This is a genomic window from Pseudomonas sp. 1D4, assembly GCF_001728925.1.
GTDB classification, from domain to species: Bacteria; Pseudomonadota; Gammaproteobacteria; order Pseudomonadales; family Pseudomonadaceae; genus Metapseudomonas; species Metapseudomonas otitidis.
This window is the reverse complement of the sequence record NZ_LXJQ01000015.1, coordinates 12,526-29,561: the sequence shown is the minus strand read 5'-3', so window position 1 is coordinate 29,561 and position 17,036 is coordinate 12,526. Positions and strand designations below refer to the sequence as shown.

Annotated in this window: 29 protein-coding genes and 1 tRNA gene; 2 read left to right on the top strand and 28 right to left on the bottom strand. The window is 64.8% G+C overall.

Annotated elements, in window-relative coordinates; all coding sequences use genetic code 11:
• Nucleotides 1-12 precede the first annotated feature (12 nt).
• The 6 genes from A7D27_RS10180 to A7D27_RS10155 form a co-directional block, all read right to left on the bottom strand.
• Nucleotides 13-1,008, bottom strand: coding sequence for a glycosyl transferase family protein (locus tag A7D27_RS10180; RefSeq protein ID WP_069564795.1), 996 nt, complete (start codon nt 1,006-1,008; stop codon nt 13-15).
• Nucleotides 1,005-1,340, bottom strand: coding sequence for a TusE/DsrC/DsvC family sulfur relay protein (locus A7D27_RS10175; protein WP_069564794.1), 336 nt, complete (start codon nt 1,338-1,340; stop codon nt 1,005-1,007). Before A7D27_RS10175 ends, A7D27_RS10180 begins: the two co-directional genes overlap by 4 nt.
• Nucleotides 1,337-1,639, bottom strand: a complete 303-nt coding sequence (gene tusB / locus A7D27_RS10170) for a sulfurtransferase complex subunit TusB (RefSeq protein WP_069564793.1) — start codon at nt 1,637-1,639, stop codon at nt 1,337-1,339. Before tusB ends, A7D27_RS10175 begins: the two co-directional genes overlap by 4 nt.
• Entirely contained in the window at nt 1,639-1,998 is a 360-nt protein-coding gene (gene tusC / locus A7D27_RS10165; protein ID WP_069564792.1) for a sulfurtransferase complex subunit TusC, read from the bottom strand. The genes tusB and tusC overlap by 1 nt, the downstream gene beginning before the upstream one ends.
• A complete protein-coding gene (gene tusD / locus A7D27_RS10160) occupies nt 1,998-2,390 on the bottom strand; it encodes a sulfurtransferase complex subunit TusD (protein WP_069564791.1) in 393 nt (130 codons plus the stop codon). The genes tusC and tusD overlap by 1 nt, the downstream gene beginning before the upstream one ends.
• Nucleotides 2,391-2,493: 103 nt before the next feature.
• The gene (locus A7D27_RS10155; RefSeq protein WP_069561064.1) at nt 2,494-3,162 is read right to left on the bottom strand and encodes a Bax inhibitor-1/YccA family protein; all 669 of its coding nucleotides are present in this window, start codon (nt 3,160-3,162) and stop codon (nt 2,494-2,496) included.
• 131 nt (nt 3,163-3,293) lie between these two features.
• Here A7D27_RS10155 and A7D27_RS10150 point away from each other — a divergent pair.
• Nucleotides 3,294-3,381, top strand: a tRNA-Ser gene (locus A7D27_RS10150).
• Nucleotides 3,382-3,502: 121 nt separating this feature from the next.
• Here the strand turns inward: A7D27_RS10150 and A7D27_RS10145 are convergent.
• The 10 genes from A7D27_RS10145 to A7D27_RS10100 all read right to left on the bottom strand — a co-directional run bounded on the left by A7D27_RS10145 (nt 3,503) and on the right by A7D27_RS10100 (nt 10,426).
• Entirely contained in the window at nt 3,503-4,552 is a 1,050-nt protein-coding gene (locus A7D27_RS10145) for a tyrosine-type recombinase/integrase (RefSeq protein WP_069561063.1), read from the bottom strand.
• Between the two features lies 1 nt (nt 4,553).
• Entirely contained in the window at nt 4,554-4,796 is a 243-nt protein-coding gene (locus A7D27_RS10140) for a DUF4224 domain-containing protein (protein WP_069561062.1), read from the bottom strand.
• 49 nt (nt 4,797-4,845) lie between these two features.
• Complete coding sequence (locus A7D27_RS10135) at nt 4,846-5,175, bottom strand: DUF4406 domain-containing protein (protein WP_069564790.1); 330 nt, start codon at nt 5,173-5,175, stop codon at nt 4,846-4,848.
• On the bottom strand, nt 5,175-5,819 hold the full coding sequence (locus A7D27_RS10130) for a dATP/dGTP pyrophosphohydrolase domain-containing protein (RefSeq protein ID WP_256557155.1): 645 nt from the start codon (nt 5,817-5,819) through the stop codon (nt 5,175-5,177). Before A7D27_RS10130 ends, A7D27_RS10135 begins: the two co-directional genes overlap by 1 nt.
• A 353-nt stretch (nt 5,820-6,172) precedes the next feature.
• A complete protein-coding gene (locus A7D27_RS10125; protein ID WP_069564788.1) occupies nt 6,173-6,577 on the bottom strand; it encodes a VVA0879 family protein in 405 nt (134 codons plus the stop codon).
• A 123-nt stretch (nt 6,578-6,700) separates the two neighbouring features.
• Nucleotides 6,701-7,057: a hypothetical protein gene (locus A7D27_RS10120; RefSeq protein WP_069564787.1), complete on the bottom strand. Its 357-nt coding sequence runs from the start codon at nt 7,055-7,057 to the stop codon at nt 6,701-6,703.
• Nucleotides 7,054-7,443 (bottom strand): hypothetical protein, encoded by a 390-nt coding sequence (locus A7D27_RS10115; protein ID WP_083265591.1) that lies wholly within the window; start codon nt 7,441-7,443, stop codon nt 7,054-7,056. Before A7D27_RS10115 ends, A7D27_RS10120 begins: the two co-directional genes overlap by 4 nt.
• Before the next feature lie 3 nt (nt 7,444-7,446).
• On the bottom strand, nt 7,447-7,680 hold the full coding sequence (locus A7D27_RS10110; protein WP_069564786.1) for a hypothetical protein: 234 nt from the start codon (nt 7,678-7,680) through the stop codon (nt 7,447-7,449).
• Nucleotides 7,677-9,593, bottom strand: a complete 1,917-nt coding sequence (locus A7D27_RS10105; protein WP_069564785.1) for a DNA cytosine methyltransferase — start codon at nt 9,591-9,593, stop codon at nt 7,677-7,679. The genes A7D27_RS10110 and A7D27_RS10105 overlap by 4 nt, the downstream gene beginning before the upstream one ends.
• Complete coding sequence (locus tag A7D27_RS10100) at nt 9,590-10,426, bottom strand: hypothetical protein (RefSeq protein WP_069564784.1); 837 nt, start codon at nt 10,424-10,426, stop codon at nt 9,590-9,592. The genes A7D27_RS10105 and A7D27_RS10100 overlap by 4 nt, the downstream gene beginning before the upstream one ends.
• A 111-nt stretch (nt 10,427-10,537) precedes the next feature.
• Between A7D27_RS10100 and A7D27_RS10095 the strand changes: the two genes are divergently transcribed.
• Complete coding sequence (locus A7D27_RS10095; RefSeq protein WP_069564783.1) at nt 10,538-11,164, top strand: NYN domain-containing protein; 627 nt, start codon at nt 10,538-10,540, stop codon at nt 11,162-11,164.
• A gap of 41 nt (nt 11,165-11,205) precedes the next feature.
• Here A7D27_RS10095 and A7D27_RS10090 read toward each other — a convergent pair whose 3' ends face one another.
• The 12 genes from A7D27_RS10090 to A7D27_RS10050 form a co-directional block, all read right to left on the bottom strand.
• Nucleotides 11,206-11,385, bottom strand: a complete 180-nt coding sequence (locus A7D27_RS10090) for a hypothetical protein (RefSeq protein WP_069564782.1) — start codon at nt 11,383-11,385, stop codon at nt 11,206-11,208.
• 1 nt (nt 11,386) lies between these two features.
• On the bottom strand, nt 11,387-12,397 hold the full coding sequence (gene yejK, locus A7D27_RS10085; protein ID WP_069564781.1) for a nucleoid-associated protein YejK: 1,011 nt from the start codon (nt 12,395-12,397) through the stop codon (nt 11,387-11,389).
• A gap of 14 nt (nt 12,398-12,411) precedes the next feature.
• A complete protein-coding gene (gene rdgC, locus A7D27_RS10080; protein ID WP_069564780.1) occupies nt 12,412-13,332 on the bottom strand; it encodes a recombination-associated protein RdgC in 921 nt (306 codons plus the stop codon).
• A 21-nt stretch (nt 13,333-13,353) separates the two neighbouring features.
• The gene (ssb, locus tag A7D27_RS10075) at nt 13,354-13,812 is read right to left on the bottom strand and encodes a single-stranded DNA-binding protein (RefSeq protein WP_069564779.1); all 459 of its coding nucleotides are present in this window, start codon (nt 13,810-13,812) and stop codon (nt 13,354-13,356) included.
• 3 nt (nt 13,813-13,815) lie between these two features.
• Nucleotides 13,816-13,962, bottom strand: a complete 147-nt coding sequence (locus A7D27_RS27790) for a hypothetical protein (RefSeq protein ID WP_177343736.1) — start codon at nt 13,960-13,962, stop codon at nt 13,816-13,818.
• An 80-nt stretch (nt 13,963-14,042) separates the two neighbouring features.
• The gene (locus A7D27_RS10070; RefSeq protein WP_069564778.1) at nt 14,043-15,002 is read right to left on the bottom strand and encodes a hypothetical protein; all 960 of its coding nucleotides are present in this window, start codon (nt 15,000-15,002) and stop codon (nt 14,043-14,045) included.
• Nucleotides 15,003-15,016: 14 nt separating this feature from the next.
• On the bottom strand, nt 15,017-15,769 hold the full coding sequence (locus A7D27_RS10065; protein WP_069564777.1) for a hypothetical protein: 753 nt from the start codon (nt 15,767-15,769) through the stop codon (nt 15,017-15,019).
• 9 nt (nt 15,770-15,778) lie between these two features.
• Complete coding sequence (locus tag A7D27_RS28325) at nt 15,779-15,925, bottom strand: hypothetical protein (RefSeq protein WP_170832288.1); 147 nt, start codon at nt 15,923-15,925, stop codon at nt 15,779-15,781.
• Entirely contained in the window at nt 15,922-16,392 is a 471-nt protein-coding gene (locus A7D27_RS10060) for a zinc-finger-containing protein (RefSeq protein WP_083265590.1), read from the bottom strand. The genes A7D27_RS28325 and A7D27_RS10060 overlap by 4 nt, the downstream gene beginning before the upstream one ends.
• Complete coding sequence (locus tag A7D27_RS28670) at nt 16,382-16,507, bottom strand: hypothetical protein (RefSeq protein ID WP_256557154.1); 126 nt, start codon at nt 16,505-16,507, stop codon at nt 16,382-16,384. The genes A7D27_RS10060 and A7D27_RS28670 overlap by 11 nt, the downstream gene beginning before the upstream one ends.
• Nucleotides 16,504-16,692, bottom strand: a complete 189-nt coding sequence (locus tag A7D27_RS10055; protein ID WP_069561044.1) for a hypothetical protein — start codon at nt 16,690-16,692, stop codon at nt 16,504-16,506. The genes A7D27_RS28670 and A7D27_RS10055 overlap by 4 nt, the downstream gene beginning before the upstream one ends.
• On the bottom strand, nt 16,689-17,000 hold the full coding sequence (locus A7D27_RS10050) for a hypothetical protein (protein WP_069564776.1): 312 nt from the start codon (nt 16,998-17,000) through the stop codon (nt 16,689-16,691). The genes A7D27_RS10055 and A7D27_RS10050 overlap by 4 nt, the downstream gene beginning before the upstream one ends.
• Nucleotides 17,001-17,036 lie beyond the last annotated feature (36 nt).

The window sequence follows — 17,036 nt, the reverse complement described above, 5'->3', positions numbered from 1 at the left end:
AAGAATCCGGGTTCAGGTTATCGACGGTATCGATGGATTGCGCTGCGCCCACAGTCGCTCGGCCTCGGCAAATGCTGCGTCCCGGTCGTGGTCCAGGCCGCGCAGGGCGAGCGCCATGGTGGCCGTGACAGCCAACTGGCCGTAGCTGTCGTCCCGGCTTCCGTGCCATAGGCCCAGCAACTGGTCGACGGCCAGGCGCTCAGGCTTCACATGGCGCAGTGCGGAAAGCGCCGGCCATTCCTCGTCCCATACCTCGCTATCGCGGGTACCGAACAGGGTGCAGGCGCTGTCGGGGTTGACCTCGATCTCGCCACCTTCGCCCTTGATCACCACCGAGGTGTCGCCCAGCAGGCGGCTCGCCTCGCGATGCACGGCCTGGTAGCCCGGGTGGAAGATGCTCTGCAGGCCGCAGCGGGCCTGGAGCGGGTTCAGCACGCGCGCGAGTGAGTGGATGGGCGAGCGCAGCCCGAGCACGTTGCGCAGGTCGATCATCCGTTGCAGGCGCGGCGCCCAGGCCCCCAGGGAAATGAAGGCGATGTTGTGACGGGCCAGTGCGGCTTCGACAGCCGACCAGTCTGCGCAGTCGGGAATGCCCAGGCACTCCAGGTACTGTTCCGTATAGACCCGCCCGGCCGTGTGCAGGCCGCCACCGTGCAGCAGGATGCGGTACCCACCCTGGGCCAGGGCCTTGGCCGCCAGGAGGAACCAGGGGTGATGGCGTTTCTTGCCCGCATAGCTGGGCCAATCCAGGTCGATTGGCAGGCGAGGGGCGTCATTGCGTGCGCGGAAGGCTTCGGTGAAACCCGCCAGTTCTTCGGCGCTTTCCTCCTTGTGCCGCAGCAGCATCAGGAAGGCGCCGAGCTGGGCCTCTTCCACTTCGCCGTCCAGCAGCATGCCCATGGCATCGCGAGCTTCATCCCGGGTCAGGCCACGGGCGCCGCGTTTACCTTTGCCGAGGATGCGGACGAACTGGGCGAACGGGTGTTCGGTCGGGGCTGCGGGCGTCATAGGCAATTCGTCGGTCGGGGCAGGCCGGCGAGCTTGGCGGCAAGCTTGGCAGGAGCGCCCTTGAAGAGGTGATTGAGGTGCAGGCTGTTGCCCTTTTCCGGGCCCAGCTTCTGGGCGACGTACTTGATCAGCGGGCGATTGGCCGGTGACAACTGGAACTCGTCGTAGAAGGCGCGCAACAGCTCGAGGATTTCCCAATGGGCTGGTGTCAGTACCAGTTCCTCCCTGCGGGCCAGCGCTTCGGCGACGGCCGGGCTCCAGTCGGAGAGGTTTTCCAGGTAGCCGTCCTTGTCCAGTGCAAGGCTGCGGCCGTCATGCTCCAGGGTGTTCATAGCCAGCTGTTCACCTTGTCGTAGTCCAGGCACAGCGCCACGAAGCGCGGGTAGTCCAAAGCTGTGCAGTGGCTGGGAAGGTCGGTTGGAGCACGGGCCAGGATGTCTTCCTCCAAGGCGAACAGCGCCACTTGGGCAGGGAGCTGGTCCAGCTTCAGCCTGGGGGCGGAGCCTTGGCGCAGGGCCTGGACCGCCTCGCCCGTCAGCAGCAGGGCATCGCCCGGGCTGAGCACGCGCAGGCAACTGGCAAAGCGGCTGTCGCCGAACGGTGAGTGGGAAAGGATATGCAGCGTACTCATCAGAGGGTCACCACCAGGTCATGGCGTGCGATGAGGGCGCGCAGCGCCTCGTCGTCCAGTGGCTGGGCAGGCAGAGCCAGGTGCGAAGCATCCAGTCCGCGTTCCTGCAGGCTGTAGGTGCAGGCGAACAGATCCTCGATCCCGAACAGCGGCAAGGCCTGCAGGTTGGCGCTGAGGTCTTTCTGCTGAATATGGTGGGGCGCCTGGTCAGGCGTTAGTTGGAAGACGCCGTCATCCATGAACAGCATGGCCAGCGGCAGATCGAAGGCACCACCGGCCAGCGCGATATCCAGCGCCTCGCGGGCGCTGGGGCCAGAGCCTGGCGCGCGACGGCTGATGATGAGCATGGACTTGGCCATCAGTCCCCCCCGAAGCAGACCAGCCGGTCTGCCAGTTGAGCGGCTTCGTGCAACTGCCCGAGGCCCGAAAGTGACCACTCATCCGCCAGGTTGGCCGCCTCTCGGCCGTACCGCGCCGCCTCCTCGGCATTCAGCACGCCCCGGCGCAACGCAGCGGCGATGCACACCACGCCGTCCAGTTGATGAGCCGCGACCAGCGCCTGCCATTCCCGCGCCGTATCGGTTTCATCCTGTGGTGCGACGATGTTGGCCGAGGCGCTGTGCACGCCGTCCTGGTAGAGGAACAGCCGCACCACTTCATGTCCGGCCGCGAGCACGGCGTCGGTGAAGCGCAGCGCCCGGCGAGAGGCTGGCGAGTGGGGCGGGGAGAAGAGGGCGATAGCGAATTTCATGGAGCAGATCGTCTTGAATGCAGGACGCCATGATAAGGCTTGGGCCGTCGTTTTGCAGGCAAGAAAAAGCCCGCCGAAGCGGGCTTTCCTTGAGGCTGCTGGATCAGTCGTCGCCGCTCATCACACCAATGATTTGCAGCAGGCTGACGAACAGGTTGTAGATCGACACGTACAGGCTGATGGTTGCCATGATGTAGTTGCGCTCGCCGCCGTGGATGATCGCACTGGTCTGGAACAGGATGCAGACCGAGGAGAACACCACGAAGCCAGCGCTGATCGCCAATTGCAGGCCGCTGATGTCGAAGAAGAAGCTGGCCAGCATGGCGCCGATCAGGACGAAGAACCCGGCGGTGATGAAACCGCCCAGGAAGCTCATGTCCTTGCGGGTGGTCAGCACATAGGCCGACAGGCCGAAGAACACCAGCGCCGTCATGGCGAACGCCGAGGCCACCACTTCACCGCCGTTGGGCATGCCCAGGTAGCGGTTGAGGATGGGGCCGAGGGTGTAGCCCATGAAGCCGGTCAGGGCGAAGGTGGACAGCAGGCCCCAGGCGGAATTGCGCAGCTTCACGGTCAGGAAGAACAGACCGTAGAACCCCAGCAGCACCACGAAGATGCTCGGGTAGCCGACGCGCATTTGCTGCGCGACATAGGCGACCAGGCCGCTGAAGGCCAGGGTCAGCGCCAGAAGGCCATAGGTGTTGCGCAGCACCCGGCTGACTTCGAGGTCGCCGGCCTGCGCCTGGCTGATTGCGTAATCGTGATCGCTCATTTGCATGACTCCTGCAAGGTTGTATGGTCCGTGACCGCAGTCGGGCGAAATGATAACAGAGCACACGAACGTCCCACGTGACAGAGTTTGACAGCGTGTTGCGTTCGGGTACTATTGCCGCCCGCAAATGCGGAAGTGTGGCCGAGTGGTTGAAGGCAGCGGTCTTGAAAACCGCCGACGGGAAACTGTCCGTGAGTTCGAATCTCACCGCTTCCGCCATATTCAAAGCCCTGATTTATCAGGGCTTTTTCATTTTCTGGCGCCGGCTGACGCTCGCCGGCAGGCTGTGAGAATCAGGGCGAGTCCCAGAATAAACGGGGTGCAGTCCCAAAACTCACAGCTATTTTGCCGGCTTGGCGATCGCTCCTCGCCTGACGTAGACGGTCTTCGTGATCTCCTCTTCAGTGTGTCCCAGGAGGCGGCTGGCCTCCTTCAGGTCGTTGATTTCGGTCGCGGCCTTCGGCCTGATGTCCTTGAACTGGAATTCACGGATCAGCGCCCCCAACTCCGGGTCACCGGCTTCGATCGCAGCTTTCTGAGCGGCCTCCCGTGCCGCCTCCCACCGGTCCCTCAACATGCTCGGGCTAACGTGCCGCCCTCTGTCGCTGAGGATCAGGTACGGGCTGCCGAAGCCTTCATTGCGCGCCAGGATTCGGGCCACCAGCACGCCCAGACTTGTCAGCACCCCGTCGATCTTCATCAACACGCGCACCTTGTGGCCCGTCTTCCCTTGCTTGACCTCGAAGTAGTCGCCGTCGATGTCGGTTTTCCGCATCATGATGACGTCTGCCGGGCGCTGTCCGGTGAGATAGGCGAGGTCCATAGCGTCCCGGAGCTCGGGAACAGCCCTGGCATACACCGCATCCCACACCGCGTCCTTGGCGTAGTAGTCCCGAGGTTTCTCCCTGTTCTTGCGCACCCCGCGGCAGGGGTTCTCCTTCGTCGTGAGCCCCCATTCCCGGGCGATGTTGAACACATGCGATAGCGTCGCGATCTCCCTGTTGGCGCGGACTTTTGCTGATCGGCCGTCTCGGTACTGGGCGATCATCGCCGGGGTCAGCGCGTCGATCGGAGCCTCATCGAATACGATCCGGAGCTGCTTGATCTCCTTCTTGTTGTCCTCTTGGGTGCGGGGCGCCTTCTTCGGCACGATATCCCGGAGGTAGCGATCGAAGATCGCACCCATGATCCGCAGATCCTTGGGCTTCTCCGTGGCCTCGAACTCGGCCCACTTGATGCGGGCCATGTCCAGGTCGTTGCCAAGGAACACGTCTTTGCCGTCTGAGCCGCGGTAGTAGTAGGCGACCCAGACGTCTCCGTTCTTCCGCTTGCGCCGCCGGACATAGAGGTTCGGCGGCAGCTTGCGGTTCTCTCTGTTGCGGGGGCGCATTTCAATTCATCCGTGTGAAGTCGGGAGTCCAGGCGGGCGTCGGCAGGGGCGGCGGCTGCAGTCCATTGACGACCTGGACCAGACCGAGCTTCATGCGCGCGTACTGGCGCCCCACCAGGGGGCGTCCGCCACGGCTCTCGACGAAATGCCAGTGGCGTTCTCGAAGCCAGCGGCGCTGCCAGCCGCGGGCCTTGTAGCCGGTAATCTCGGCCAACTCTTCGTCGGACAGGATTTCGCTTTCCATGGGAGGTCCTCCCCGCCGGCGTGACCGGCAGGTTGTAATGGAAGTGGTGTCAGCTGTGAGTCTTGATCGGCGCTAGGTTGGGCTGTGTGATGGTCTTGGCGGCGATCGTTCGGATACCGCACTGGACGGCGCAGGCACGCTCCAGAGTTGCGCCGGCGGAGTCGATCCAACCAGGGAGCAGGGCGATGGTGTCGCAGCCCAGCAGCGCCTGGATGTCCACCTTCATGCAGATGTGGCGGGGTGTACCGGGTGGGTTCAGCTCGGCTGGGTTCTCGACCTGGTAGCCCAGGGCGCGCAGGCGAGCGGCCTCGGCGTTGAAAGCCGGACGGTTCTCGTCGGGCAGGCCGGACATCGGGCCTGAGAGGTAGATGCGCTTCATTACGGCAACACCTCCTCGGCGATCTGCAGGGCATGTTCGATAGAGGTCGCCTTGATGCGGGTCCAACCATTCCCCCAGCCCCTGGTCAGCCCTCCCTGATCGACGAAGACTTCGCCGTGCTTCGCAAACACTTTCCTACCGGCATTGCGGTGAACGAAGTACGTCTCGTTGTCGATGGGATCCTCGGCTCGGTCGTGCTCGATTGCCTTGTCGAGCGGGGCAGAGCGCCAGTCCGGCCAGGTGCGAGCCTCGTTCCTCGTCTGCTTGGCGACCAAGGCGTCGATGATCTGCGCGGGCGTGGCACCGGAGCGCCAGGCGCCGTCCAGGGCCAGGATGACGACATCGATCCATTCGGACAGGTCGCCCGGGCTGGCCTCGATCTCCTTGAGTTCCTTGCGGATGTGGTCGACCACGCCTTCGGTGCGGCTGCCGGGGCCGAAAGTGCGCTCGCTGAATTCGCGCTGGCGCTGCAGGTGGGCGGCGAAGTCGAAGGTATCCAGGCGGCCACGGGCGCGGCCCATCTGGTAGGCCTTGTCCTGGAACTCGATAAGGCGATCGTTGGCAGCGTCGAAAAGGGCGTCCATGTAGGAGGAGTGCAGCTTCTCGATGGCGTCCTGATCTTCGGGGTGGTTTTGCGTGGACACGGTTGTTCCCTCCGGCGCAGTGCGCAGAGTCAGGTGATGGGGGTAGGGGATCGGTGTTACTGCGCCGGCGCAGGGGCCGGTGGACGGCAGCGGAGGCAGGTGCAGGTGCCAACCCGCAAGCCGGTGGTGCGGCAGTAGATCGGGGCGTTCATTGGTGCTGGCCGCCTCGCCGTACTTCGCTGCGGAGAGATCCGCAGTAGTTAGCCTGGCGGAACTCGGTGCAGGTCACGATGGTATCGGTTCCATCCTGCCGGTAGACCGGCATGGTGCTGAAGGGCAGCGCGCTGCAGTCGTTGTGGCATTCCGTGCAGTTCTGGCAGCGCGCCCGGCGGGGGTAGTATGTGATTCCGGACTTAGTCACAGCTGCCGCCCTCGCTGTCGACGCCCTCGGTCAGCCCCTTCGCTTCCATGTGGGCCTGCGCTTCTGCAGCGGTGACCGGCTCGAACATGGGGTGGTGCCGGCCATCGTCCGTCACGACCTCAAACTGGTGCGTCTGGAAGAGACCCCCGAGGGTCCAGTTGCAGCCCCTGCCGAGGCCCTTCATCGCCGAGGGGCTGCCGGCGCCGGTGAAGCGGCCCACGCAGGAGAAGGCCAGGTAGGGCTCGACAGCGGCGAGATTGTTGCCCGCACCGGCTGCAAGCAAATCGGCAGCGGACTGGACCGTGCTGCACATCGGGCAGCGGAATGCCGTGTGTTCACGCGGAACACCCTGCGCCTTCATCAGGGCGCGGTACTCGTCCAGGGTTGCGGTTTTCATACATCGTTCTCCGGAATAGGTCCGCCCCGGACGTTCTGCCCGGTGTGACGGATTGGCATGGGATAGAAGGTGTCGCGGAGCGCGGCCTGGCGTGGCCGGCATTGCTGCAGGAGTCGGGAGCCTTCAGGGCGTTGGGGCGAGGTTGTTCAGTAGCCCTCGGAGCACTGGGTGCAGCTCCAGGTAGTCGAGATATGGATCGATGATCTCGTTGCACGGGTTGTGGATGACGTAGCACATGCCGCCGATGATTCGTCCGTGAAAATTCGGAGCCCGGCAAAGCAGTCGGGCTAAGTGGTTGTAGAGCACCTGCAGGTGCTCAGGATCATCAGCGTCGAAGTCGCTGTATCCCAGGAACTCGAAGAGGTTGTCAGGAGCGTCAATGGGGCAGGGGCCACCCCAGCGCCGGTCAATTACGTCGAGCAGCTGCAGCAGTTCGCCTGCGGCTTCAATGTCGCTCTCGCTTGCCTTGGCCATTTTCATGGCTGCACCTCGCTACCATCCTTCGCCTGCTGCGGTAGCAGGTCGAACAAGTCATAGTCGCATCGATAGGCCCAGCTCTCGGCCCAGTAGTTGCCCTCTTCGTCGAGGCCGTCCTCATCTATCTGGTCGGGGCGCAGCTGGAGATCCGTCTTCTCGCAGGTGTGCGTGATCTCTCCGGCGAAGACGTTCTCCACCTCATCGTCCCAGCCATCATCGGCGCGGTAGCTGGCGATGATGGTGGGGATTGCAGTGGCGCGGTCCTCGGGGCTCCGGAAGTAGATGAAGTCGTAGCCAGAGGGGTCGTAGATGAAGAAGCGGAATTCGGGGGTGGGGCAGGCCGAGGCCTGAACCCCGGCAATTTCGCGAATGTCAGGCGTGCGGCTCATTTTTCACTCCGAAAAGAGGTCAGCCCCTGGGCGCTTGGCCCGCGGCGTCGGCAGTTGGTGGCGGGGGAAGTACTCGCGGCGTGCGCGCAACCAGGACTTGTAGGGCCAGCCGGAGCGCTTCTGCCACGGGTAGCTGTCGTCTATTGCCCGGGCCCTGGCCATGGCATCCAAGCCATCTGCCAGGGCCTGCTGGTGCACCTGGTGCATGTGCTGCCAGGCTCTGTCGTACCAGCTCATTGCGGCGAGTCCTGCGAGGCGACGCTCAACCCTACGGCCACCGGCCGCACCCAGATCGGCATGCTGCTGAGCATGAACGTCTCGCCCAGCTCGGCCAGCAGCAGGGTGGTGCCCATGACGTGGGCGATTGCCTCGGCTGCCGCCGGCGGTACGGCGTTGCCGATGCGCTCGCGCCAGTCGCTGTCGCTGAGCCCGTCCAGCTCCAACTGCTCTTCGGGGTCCACCAAGCTCTGCAGGGCGGCCAGCTCCAGGGTAGTGAAGGGGCGGTGCCAGGTGCCGTCGAGCGACTGGATGATGCAGGTCAGGCGCTCGTCCGCCGCCGGCATACGCGGATCGGCAACGCTCCAGCGGCCATTGTCGTAGCGCGCGCTGGCGGAGACGGCGCCGGCCGATTGGTCGAAGCCCACCACACCGTAGTGGCCACCTGTGAGGTAGGCATCCCCCTTGGTGCGATGCAGTGCGCGCGGGTCAGCGATCGACAGCGCACCGCTGGCCACCTGCTGGGAGCCGGTGACGGTACCGGCGGTGCCAGTCCACGGCACCACGTTCAGCTTCCGGCTCGACGCGCCGGGGTGCCAGTTGTGGTACCGGGGATCGGCCACCGCTTGGCCGCCCGAGCTGGGGCCGTGTCCGCTGGTGACCGTGCCCGCGTGCTGGTCCATGCTGACGACGCGGAAAACGTTGTTGTGGCGCACCCCGGTCGGGCGCGGATCTGCGACAGCGAACGCACCCTGACCGGTTGTGCTGGCCGCGATGACGGTGCCGGCGTGATCGTTCCACTCGGTGACCGGGTACTTCCCGAAGCTCTGGCCGCGCGGGTCGGCCACCGCGAACTTCCCTTGTCCGGGCGACTTCTGCCCGGTGATGGTGCCGGAGGTCTCGCGCCAGTCCAGAACGCCGTACTGCTGGCCGTAGTTCCAGCGGGCCGACGCCTCGTAGCGGGGGTCTGCAACGGAAAAGGCCCCATTGGTAGGGCTGCTGCGGCCGGCAATGGTGCCCATGCTGTCATCCCAGCCATGCACGCCCATGTAGCCGCTGCGGTAGGCCGGCACGATCACCAGGTCGCGCAGGTAGCCGTCCTCGATCGCCAGCTCGTTGAGGCTGCGCCAGTCGCTGCCGGCGCGCACCAGAGCAAGGCGCACCCAGGTCTTCCACTGGAGCGACGGAACGCGATGCATCGGCCCGGCCGCGGTGATGTCCCCCGCCAGGGGCATGCGGCCGAGGATGTCGCCCACGGCGCGGAGGGTCTTTCTCTCCGGCTCGTAGAGGAAGGGCGGGACCTTCTCGATGTGGCGCGCCACCAGCAGGAAGCGCTTGCGAGACTGCGCCAGGCCGCCCAACTCGCCGCAGTCGTGGGTGGTCTCGGCCACGGCGTAGCCGAACCCGCCCAGCAGGCTGTTGATCTGGTCCAGCAGGTGCCGGCCACGGGTGGCCAGGCGCGGGACGTTCTCGAACACGATCAGCGGCACCGGATCATCCGCCCAGGCCTCGCCCATCAGCCAGATGCAGCGCAGGGTTAGCTCGTTGAGAGCCTGGTACTTCGGCGTCAGGCTCATTTTCTCCGACAACAAGCCAGAGGCGCCCTTGCAGGGGCTGGAGATGAAGACCGCGTCAGGGCGGCGGCCACGCGCGGCCCGGCGGATATCGTCTGGCGTCGCTTCGCGCCAGCCGGCCGGCGGCTCCTTCCCGTGGAACCGCACGTACTGATCGCGAGTGAAGAGGTCCATCAGCGTCCCGGGCACGCCGGCCAGCCGCTCGAAGTCGCGCAGGCCTGCCGGGTCGACGTCGATGCCGCCCAGGCATTCCCATTCCGCCTGCAGGTTGCCGACGACAGGCTTGGCGCGGTTGAAGCCCTTGGCGCCGCCGCCCAGGCCGCAGCAGAAGTGGAAGTGGTAGAGGGTGCGCTTGATCATGCGACAGGTTCCTGTTCGTCAGCGTCCAGCGAGCGGCCGTCGTAGCAGCCGCCGCACTGGGGAGGGTTGGGGAAGTCCTGCTGGCGCAGGATGAATTTCGTGGGGTCTTCGGCTTCTTCCACCAGTTGGAGGAACTGGCCCCAGTGCAGCTTCCGGCCGAGGCCGTTGACCGACCGCAGGTTTCCGGCGTTGATCGCCGTGCTTTCAATGGCCAGCGCCCGCGCAAGCAGGTCGGGATGCTCGCGGCGTAGTTCCAAGATCTCGGCCTTGGTGCTGGCCGGGCAGAAAAAGCAGCTGCTCTTGCCTGGCTGCGGAAGGCCGGCGGCGGCGATGGCGGCGACGCACTCCTCTCGACCCCAGCCCCATTCGAGCAGCGGATAGCGGTAGGTGTACTTGTCGTCCTCCGGGATCGCGGCGCGGTGCGGCTCGTCGACGTCGTAACCGATCAGCTTGACGACCTTCTGGCCGCCAGCCCATGCAGCCCGGGCAGGAGGCCACTTGTTCGCCCAGGCCTCCTGTGGCTCGATCTTGTACTTGTGGCTGCAGCCCTTGAAGCCGTAGGCGAGGCTCGGAAGCATCGCCAGGCGCAGGCAGTTGTCCTCCAGCGACTCCGGCCGTCCTCCCTTCTTCACGATGGTGATGGCGGGGTAGCCGTGAGCCACCAGCCAGGCAGAGAACAGGTCGCGAAACTCATAGGTCCAAGGCCTTTCGCCCTCGGTGTCAGCGGAGACGATGGCGTCCACCGGCTCACCGCGGCGCACCATCTCCACCAGGAGAGCGGTGCTGTTGGTTCCCATGCCGTAGGCGGCAACGATTGGGGCTCGCAAGGTCATGCGGCGGGCTCCTTATGCAGGGCACGGCAAAGCCGCACCGTAGTGGCGCTTTGAAATGAAGTGGGGTAGGTTCGGTATGCCGGCACTTGGCCGGATCAGAGGAGGCAAGCAATGGATGCACACGTCTTTATCGACAACTCAAACGTGTTTGGAGGCGCTCAGCGCGCAGCCGAGCTACTTGAGCCCGGCGTAGTTCGAAAGGCAGTTCGGGTCTACTACCGCAACCTGTTTCGGTTAATTGAAAACGGGTTCAACCCCGTGACTAGGGTTCTGGCTGGATCGCTTCCACCAGGAAACGAAGCTCTGTGGGAGCACGCCCGAAGCAAGGGATATGACCCCGATCTGCTGCACCGGGTTGATAGAGATGATGGGCGACTTGCCGAGCAAGGGGTGGATGAAATCGTCCACCTGAAAATCGCCAACGTCCTTCTTGATTATGAAGCCCCTCAAGCGCTGATTCTTGTGACAGGGGATGGCAACGAGTCGGATTATGGGACGAGCTTTCTGCAGCAGGTGAAGCGTGCGCTTAAGCGCGGGTGGGTGGTCCACGTGTGGTCTTGGGCGGGCCAGCAGTCCGGGAAGTACGCAAGGCTTGCTGAGGAGACCAACGGTGTGCTCGTTGTTCATCAGTTCGATCCGTACTACCGGTCGCTGACCTTCCTGCAGGAGGGCGACTACCAAATCGCTGGCATGCCAGTACATGTTGCTCCCCGGGTCGTTGCTGAACTGGGGATCTAGCACATGAGGCCGCCTAGAGGCGGCCATCTCACCTTCCAGCGTCAGGCTTGCAGCCTGATTCTGTTGCGTGCCACAAACTGCTCGAAGGTCACCGGCCCCATGCGCAGGCGCCGGCGGATCTGCTCAGGTGCGAGGCGAGCGTTGAACAGGGCCTGTGCGCGCTCGGCCTGCTGGCGCTCGTGCTGTTCGGCGGCGCGCCGGGGGTGCTTGATCGGGTCCATGTCAGCCGTCCTTCGCTTTGCGCAGCTGTGACTTCAGCTGTTCCGGCACATTGCGGATCGTCAGCACGTCGCGTGCCTGGTCGAACTCCACCGACGAGCCCAGCAGGCGCGCCTCGAAGCTGATCGACAGGCCCTCAGCTCGGCCGGTGAAGCGCTTGAACTGGTTCAGGGTGCGCTTGTCCGGCGGGATCTCGGGCGACAGGCCGTAGTCCCGGTTACGGATGAACTCGAAGAAGGCCCGGGGCTGGTCCTCGTCGATCAGACCAGACAGCTCCTCCAGGGTGATCGCGCTCCCCAGCTTGGCCTGGGTGGTGGCGTAGTCCACCAGGGTCTTGGTCTTCTCGCGGGCCTGTTCTTCGGCCAGGTCTCCCTGCTCGACGAAGTCGCTGAAGGCCTTGAGCAGGGTGCGGGTCTCGCCGGGGGCGTCGACGCCTTCCTGGCAGCCGATGAAGTCGCGGAAGTAGTCGGTGACCTTGCGCCCGGTCTTCGCCTTGATGAAGGAGATGTACTGGCGGGACTTCGGGTTGTTGCGCCACTCCGACAGGTTGATCCGCGCTGCCATGTGGAGCTGGCTCAGGTCCAGGTAGCGCACGGGTACCGCCTGCAGCGATGCGTCGATGGCCACGGCCTCGGTGTAGCGGAGCACCGCCACCTGCAGGTAGTCGGTCATGCCCTGCTGGTAGTGGGCGATGAAGAGGTGGCCGCCGGTGGCCAGGTTCGCCTCTTCCAGCAGGCGCTGGAGGTGCTCGGCCGCGTCGCGGCTGAATTCGGTGAAGTCACGGCCACCGACCAGGTACTCCTTCAGCCATCCGCTCAGCGGGTAGGCGCCGGACTCCTCATGGAATAGACCCCAGGCCTTGCCGGGTTTGGCGTTGTAGGCCTCGTTCAGGTCGGTGAGCAGGTTGCTGGCGGCTTCAGTCGGGCCCAGCGGGGTATCGGCCAGGTGCAGCACGGAGGGGCTGCCGTCGGGCTTCTTGTCGATGTGGTGGATGATGCCGTTGATGATGGGCATGGTCTGCTCCTGGCTCAGATGCCGGTGGGCACTTCCTCACCGCCCAGGGCGTCGAGGAGGGCGGGTATGAATTCGCGGAGGGTCAGCATCATCAGCGTGAAGCTGGCTATCTGCTGGGACAGGGCGTCGGCGTCCTTGCCCGCGTCGTCGAGTGCCTTCTCCTGCAGGAGGTCGTCGAAGCGGAGCTTGCGGATGACCAGGCCCTCATCGAGGACGAAGGACAGCTTGTCCTTCCAGGCGAGGGAGAGGCGGGTGACGCTCTTGCCGGAGGAGATGTGCAGCTGGATCTCGTCGCTGGTCAGGTCCTGGTGCTTGACGTTGATGCTGCCGACCTCGTCGGTGTCGCGCAGCAGCGCATCGTCGCTGAGCCAGAAGTCGGTCCCGGCCTTCTGGTTGCGCACCCAGTCGGTGAGGGTGGCGGTGGCCGCCACCTTCACGGACACCGGGCGGACGGGAAGGGAGCCGAGTGCCTCGCGCAGCGTCGAGAGCAGGTCCTCGGCCCGCTTCGGGCTGGTGTGGTCCACCAGGACCAGGCCCTCGGCCGGCGCGATCGCCGCGTAGGTGGCCGACTTGCGCGTGAAGGCACGAGGCAGCAGGGTCTGGACGATCTCGTCCTTCAGCAGGTCGCGTTCCTTTTTGTAGACCTTGCGCTGCTGGCTTTCCTCGATCGCGTCGACCTTCTTGCGCAGCTCCTCGTTGATCACGGAGGCGGGCAGGATGCGCTCTTCCCGCCGGACGCAGATCAGCAGGAAGCCGGCACTGGCTTGGACCAGGGCGTCGGTGCCCTTTCCCAGGGGCGGCGCGAAGCCGAAGGTCGTCCACTCCTGGCTTTCACAGGCGCGCGCCGGCTTGTTGGCCAGGGCGGCCTCCAGGGCCTGGGGGTCGAAAGGGATGTCTTGGGTGAGGCGGTAGATCAGCAGGTTGCGAAACCACATTGGATGGGTCTCCCGGGGTCGTCAGAAGGGGATGTCGTCGTCGAAGCTGTCGTAGTCCGGCGCCGGTTGCTGCGGGTGGTGGGTCGTTGGCCGGGTCTGTTCACGCGGCGGGCGCCGCGTCTCGCTGCCCTCCGGCCGGCTGCCGAGCAGCTGCATCTGGCCGGTGATGTCCACGACGACTTCGGTGGTGTAGCGGTCCTGGCCGTCCTGCCCCTGCCACTTGCGGGTGCGCAGGGCGCCTTCGACATAGACCTGGGAGCCCTTGCGCAGGTATTCGCCAGCGATCTCGGCGAGGCGGCCGAAGAACACCACGCGGTGCCACTCGGTGCGCTCCTTCTGCTGGCCGGTCTGCTTGTCCTTCCACACGTCGCCGGTGGCGAGGTTGAGGGTGGTGACAGCGTTGCCGTTCGGCATGTAGCGAACTTCCGGGTCGCCGCCGACGTTGCCGACGAGGATCACCTTGTTGACACCGCGTGCCATGGCCTACGCCTCCACCGGTTGGGCGGGAGCCTCTGCCTGCGGGGCATCGTCCACCAGGTGCGGCTGGTGCGGCGCCTCGCTGGGCGATTTCCAGTCGGGAAAACCGGTGGTTTCGGTGTCGAAGGTGTAGAGCAGCTTGAGTGCGGTCATGGTTTTTCTCGGCATGAGGAGGCCGTCAGCGGCACCGTGTGGCGCCGCTTAGGGCCATGGTTTGGAGGGAGGAGGGTGGGTCAGGCGGCTTTCGCCGGGATCTTCTCGACGGTGACGCCGGCCAGTTGGAGGCTGGGGCCTTTGTCGTTGGCCAGGCTATCGAGTGCGGCCTGGTCGATGATCAGCAGATCTTCGGTGCCGTAGCCGGCAGCGATCGCGGCGATCAGCGCGGACTTATCGGTGACGCGGGCGCGCCAGCTGGATGCGGTGGTGAAGCCCTTGCAGGGAGGGGACTCCTGCAGCTGCTCGATCTTCTCGACGTCCTCGGCCGGCGCCGTGGCCTCGCGCGCGGCCGCCAGCTCCCGACGTTGCTGCTCCAGTTCCTGGCGCTGGCGCTCAAGCTCGGCGCGTTGCTCGTCCATTTTGCGCTGGAGCTCTGCCTGTTGTGCCTCCAGCTCCTCACGCTGCTTTTCCGAGGCCTCGAAAGCGAGGCGGTCGGTCAGCATCTGGGTCAGTTCATCCAGGGCAGCCTGCTGCTCAGCGGTTGCCTCCTTGGTCAGGTCAAAGAAGTCGTGCGAAGTGTCGATCTCTCCGCAGCGGTCGATCATGTCGCTGATCTCGGCGCTGGACTTGCCACGGACCAGGCCAGGCATCGATTTGATGGCGTCCACTTTCACCTGCAGGCGGGCGACACGTTCCTGGCGCTCGCGCTCTACGCGATCATCTACTGCCTTCTTGGCTGCCTTCATCGGGTCTTCCAGCTGCACAAGCTCGGCAGTGATGCGCTTCGCCTCGGCGTCGATGATCTGGCCGGCCTGGAGGTAGGGCGCCTTCTCGCGCTTACGAGCCTCCTCCAGCTTGGTGCGCAAGCCCGTCAGCTCCTTGATGCCGGTGCGAATGAATTCGTAGCCCTCGGTGGTGTTGGCATCGGGAAGGACGAAGTACTTTTCACGCAGGGCCGCCAAAGCGGCGGCAGTGGTGCTGTATTCAGCGACTTCGACAGTGCCTGTCGCCAGGTCAACGTTGTTGAGGATGGTCATGACGGTTCTCCCAATCAGGCCGGAGTAGTGGGGGCGAGGTTGAGCCGGTGCTCTTCGGCAACCTCGTTGATGCGTGCTTCGATGTCAGCGGGGTCGAACTTGACGACCAATGCCTTGGCGCGTGCCTTTTCGGCAATCTGCTTGCGCATGAGGTCAAGGGCCCTGGGATTCGGGGCTCTCTTCAGCGCTTCGAGCTGGGAGCGGAGCCAGGTTTTGAACTCCTCCTTGACCTCGTCCATTGCCGACTCGGGATCGCCTGCGTCTTCCAGGCGCTTCTTCAGTTCCAGACCTTCCAGGTAGGTCTGGTCATCGAACATGCCCAGATGCACGTCTGCGCTGAATCCGGCGAGAGACAGGCACTTCTTCATGGCGTCGGTGACGCTCTTTTTGGGCGCGTCGAAGTCGGTGTAGGGGCCGTACTGGCTTTTGCGCACGAAAGGTGTGTGCCCGTACTGGGTGATGTAGTTCTTCTTGCCGCCCCGGAGGTACCAGAACTTCAGCAGGATCGTGTGCATCAGTTCGTGGCCGATAACAGCTCCTTCCTTGTTGAGGATCGGCGCACCCTGGTCCATGCGATCAACCAGGATGTCGAAGCCCCAGCCCTTACCGACCGGCCCGAATACCTCTGTAGCGCGCATTGCGATGTAGGTGCCGTTAATGCTGGTGACCGTGCGACCGTCCAGATTCGCGGTCTTGGTGTACTTCGTGTCGGTCGTCTGGACCGACTCCCAGAGCGCCATGTTGGGGTTCTGCTTGCTCTGTGCCATGGGATGCTCCTATCGGCTCGATTGCGCCGCCGGCGCACTGGTGGGGGCGATGCGGTCTGCCAGGCCGTTGAGGAACAGCCAGCCGACGATTGCGAGGATGGCGACGAAGGCGCCACGCCAGATGGCGAAGCGCCGCTCGCGTTGAGGGCTGTTCATTTGAGGTTCCTTCTGCAGATGTCGCCGGCCTTCTTGCAGGTCTCGATGTCAAACCAGCCGAAGTGGCACTCGTTGGGGTCGATCCCCATCTTCCGGGCAAGCCAGAGGTAGGCGCTGGACCGCGTGAACCCCATCTGCTCCTTGATCCGGTGGAAGAGTTGCTTGTTGGTGACCCTTGCCTCGCGCAGGTCGCGGTTGGCCAGCGTGCCAAGGGGGATATCGGTTTCTGGGTGCAGGCCCACCATCGCGCCGCAGGGAGCGCAGTGGTAGGCGTAAGGCCAGTCGCCAAACGGGCGGCCGTAGATTGCTTCGTTGGCAACCAGCTCGACGGGGCCGTCGCAGTACGGGCACTGCGTCGGGGCTGGCAGCGGGTTGCGAACCCGGCGCAATGCTCGGCGGCTGATGTAGGGGAGGGGAGGCTTGGGGACCAGCTTTCCCCGGGTTCGAGCCCTCGGGTCATTTGCCATTGCCCACCTCCTTCAGCTGCAGCCCGGCTGCCGCCATGTCGCCTTGGGTGCGGATGCCCATCAGGGCCAGCGCTTCGATGGCGGCGCGCAGGGAGAGGAAGCGGATGTTTTTCATGCCGCGTCCTCCACGCCGTCCACCTGGCGGACCTTGTTGCGGATCGGCTCGCCCTTCCAGCCCTCCTGGCGGGCCCAGGCCGTGACCTCTGCCACCGCGACGCTCTGGCTGGGCGCCTCCAGGGTGGCGCTGTAGACGGGCTGGCGAGAGGCCTTCGAGTAGATCAGGTCGACTTGGTATTTCATGCCGCTTCTCCATGGGTCAGTTGCTGGGCCTGTTCGGCGATGAACCGGGCACGGTGCTTTTCGATGTGGTCCACGATCCCGGCCAGGGCCGAGTGCAGGGCCGGTGCTTCGGGCTTGATGCCGGCCATCAGGCGGAGCCAGGCGGCGTCGCCGGTCTCGATCACGGCGCGCAGCAGCGACAGGGTCTGTTCGCTCGGTAGCGAGTCGTCGCAGTGGGCCGCGAAGGCGTCCACCGCGTCGGGCTCGCGGTGCTCCAGTTGGTCGAAAACGTGCTGTTCGGCTGCTGCCTGTGCGGTGCTGATACGCATGTCGCTCTCCTGTGCTCGCCTGCAGTGGGCAGCACT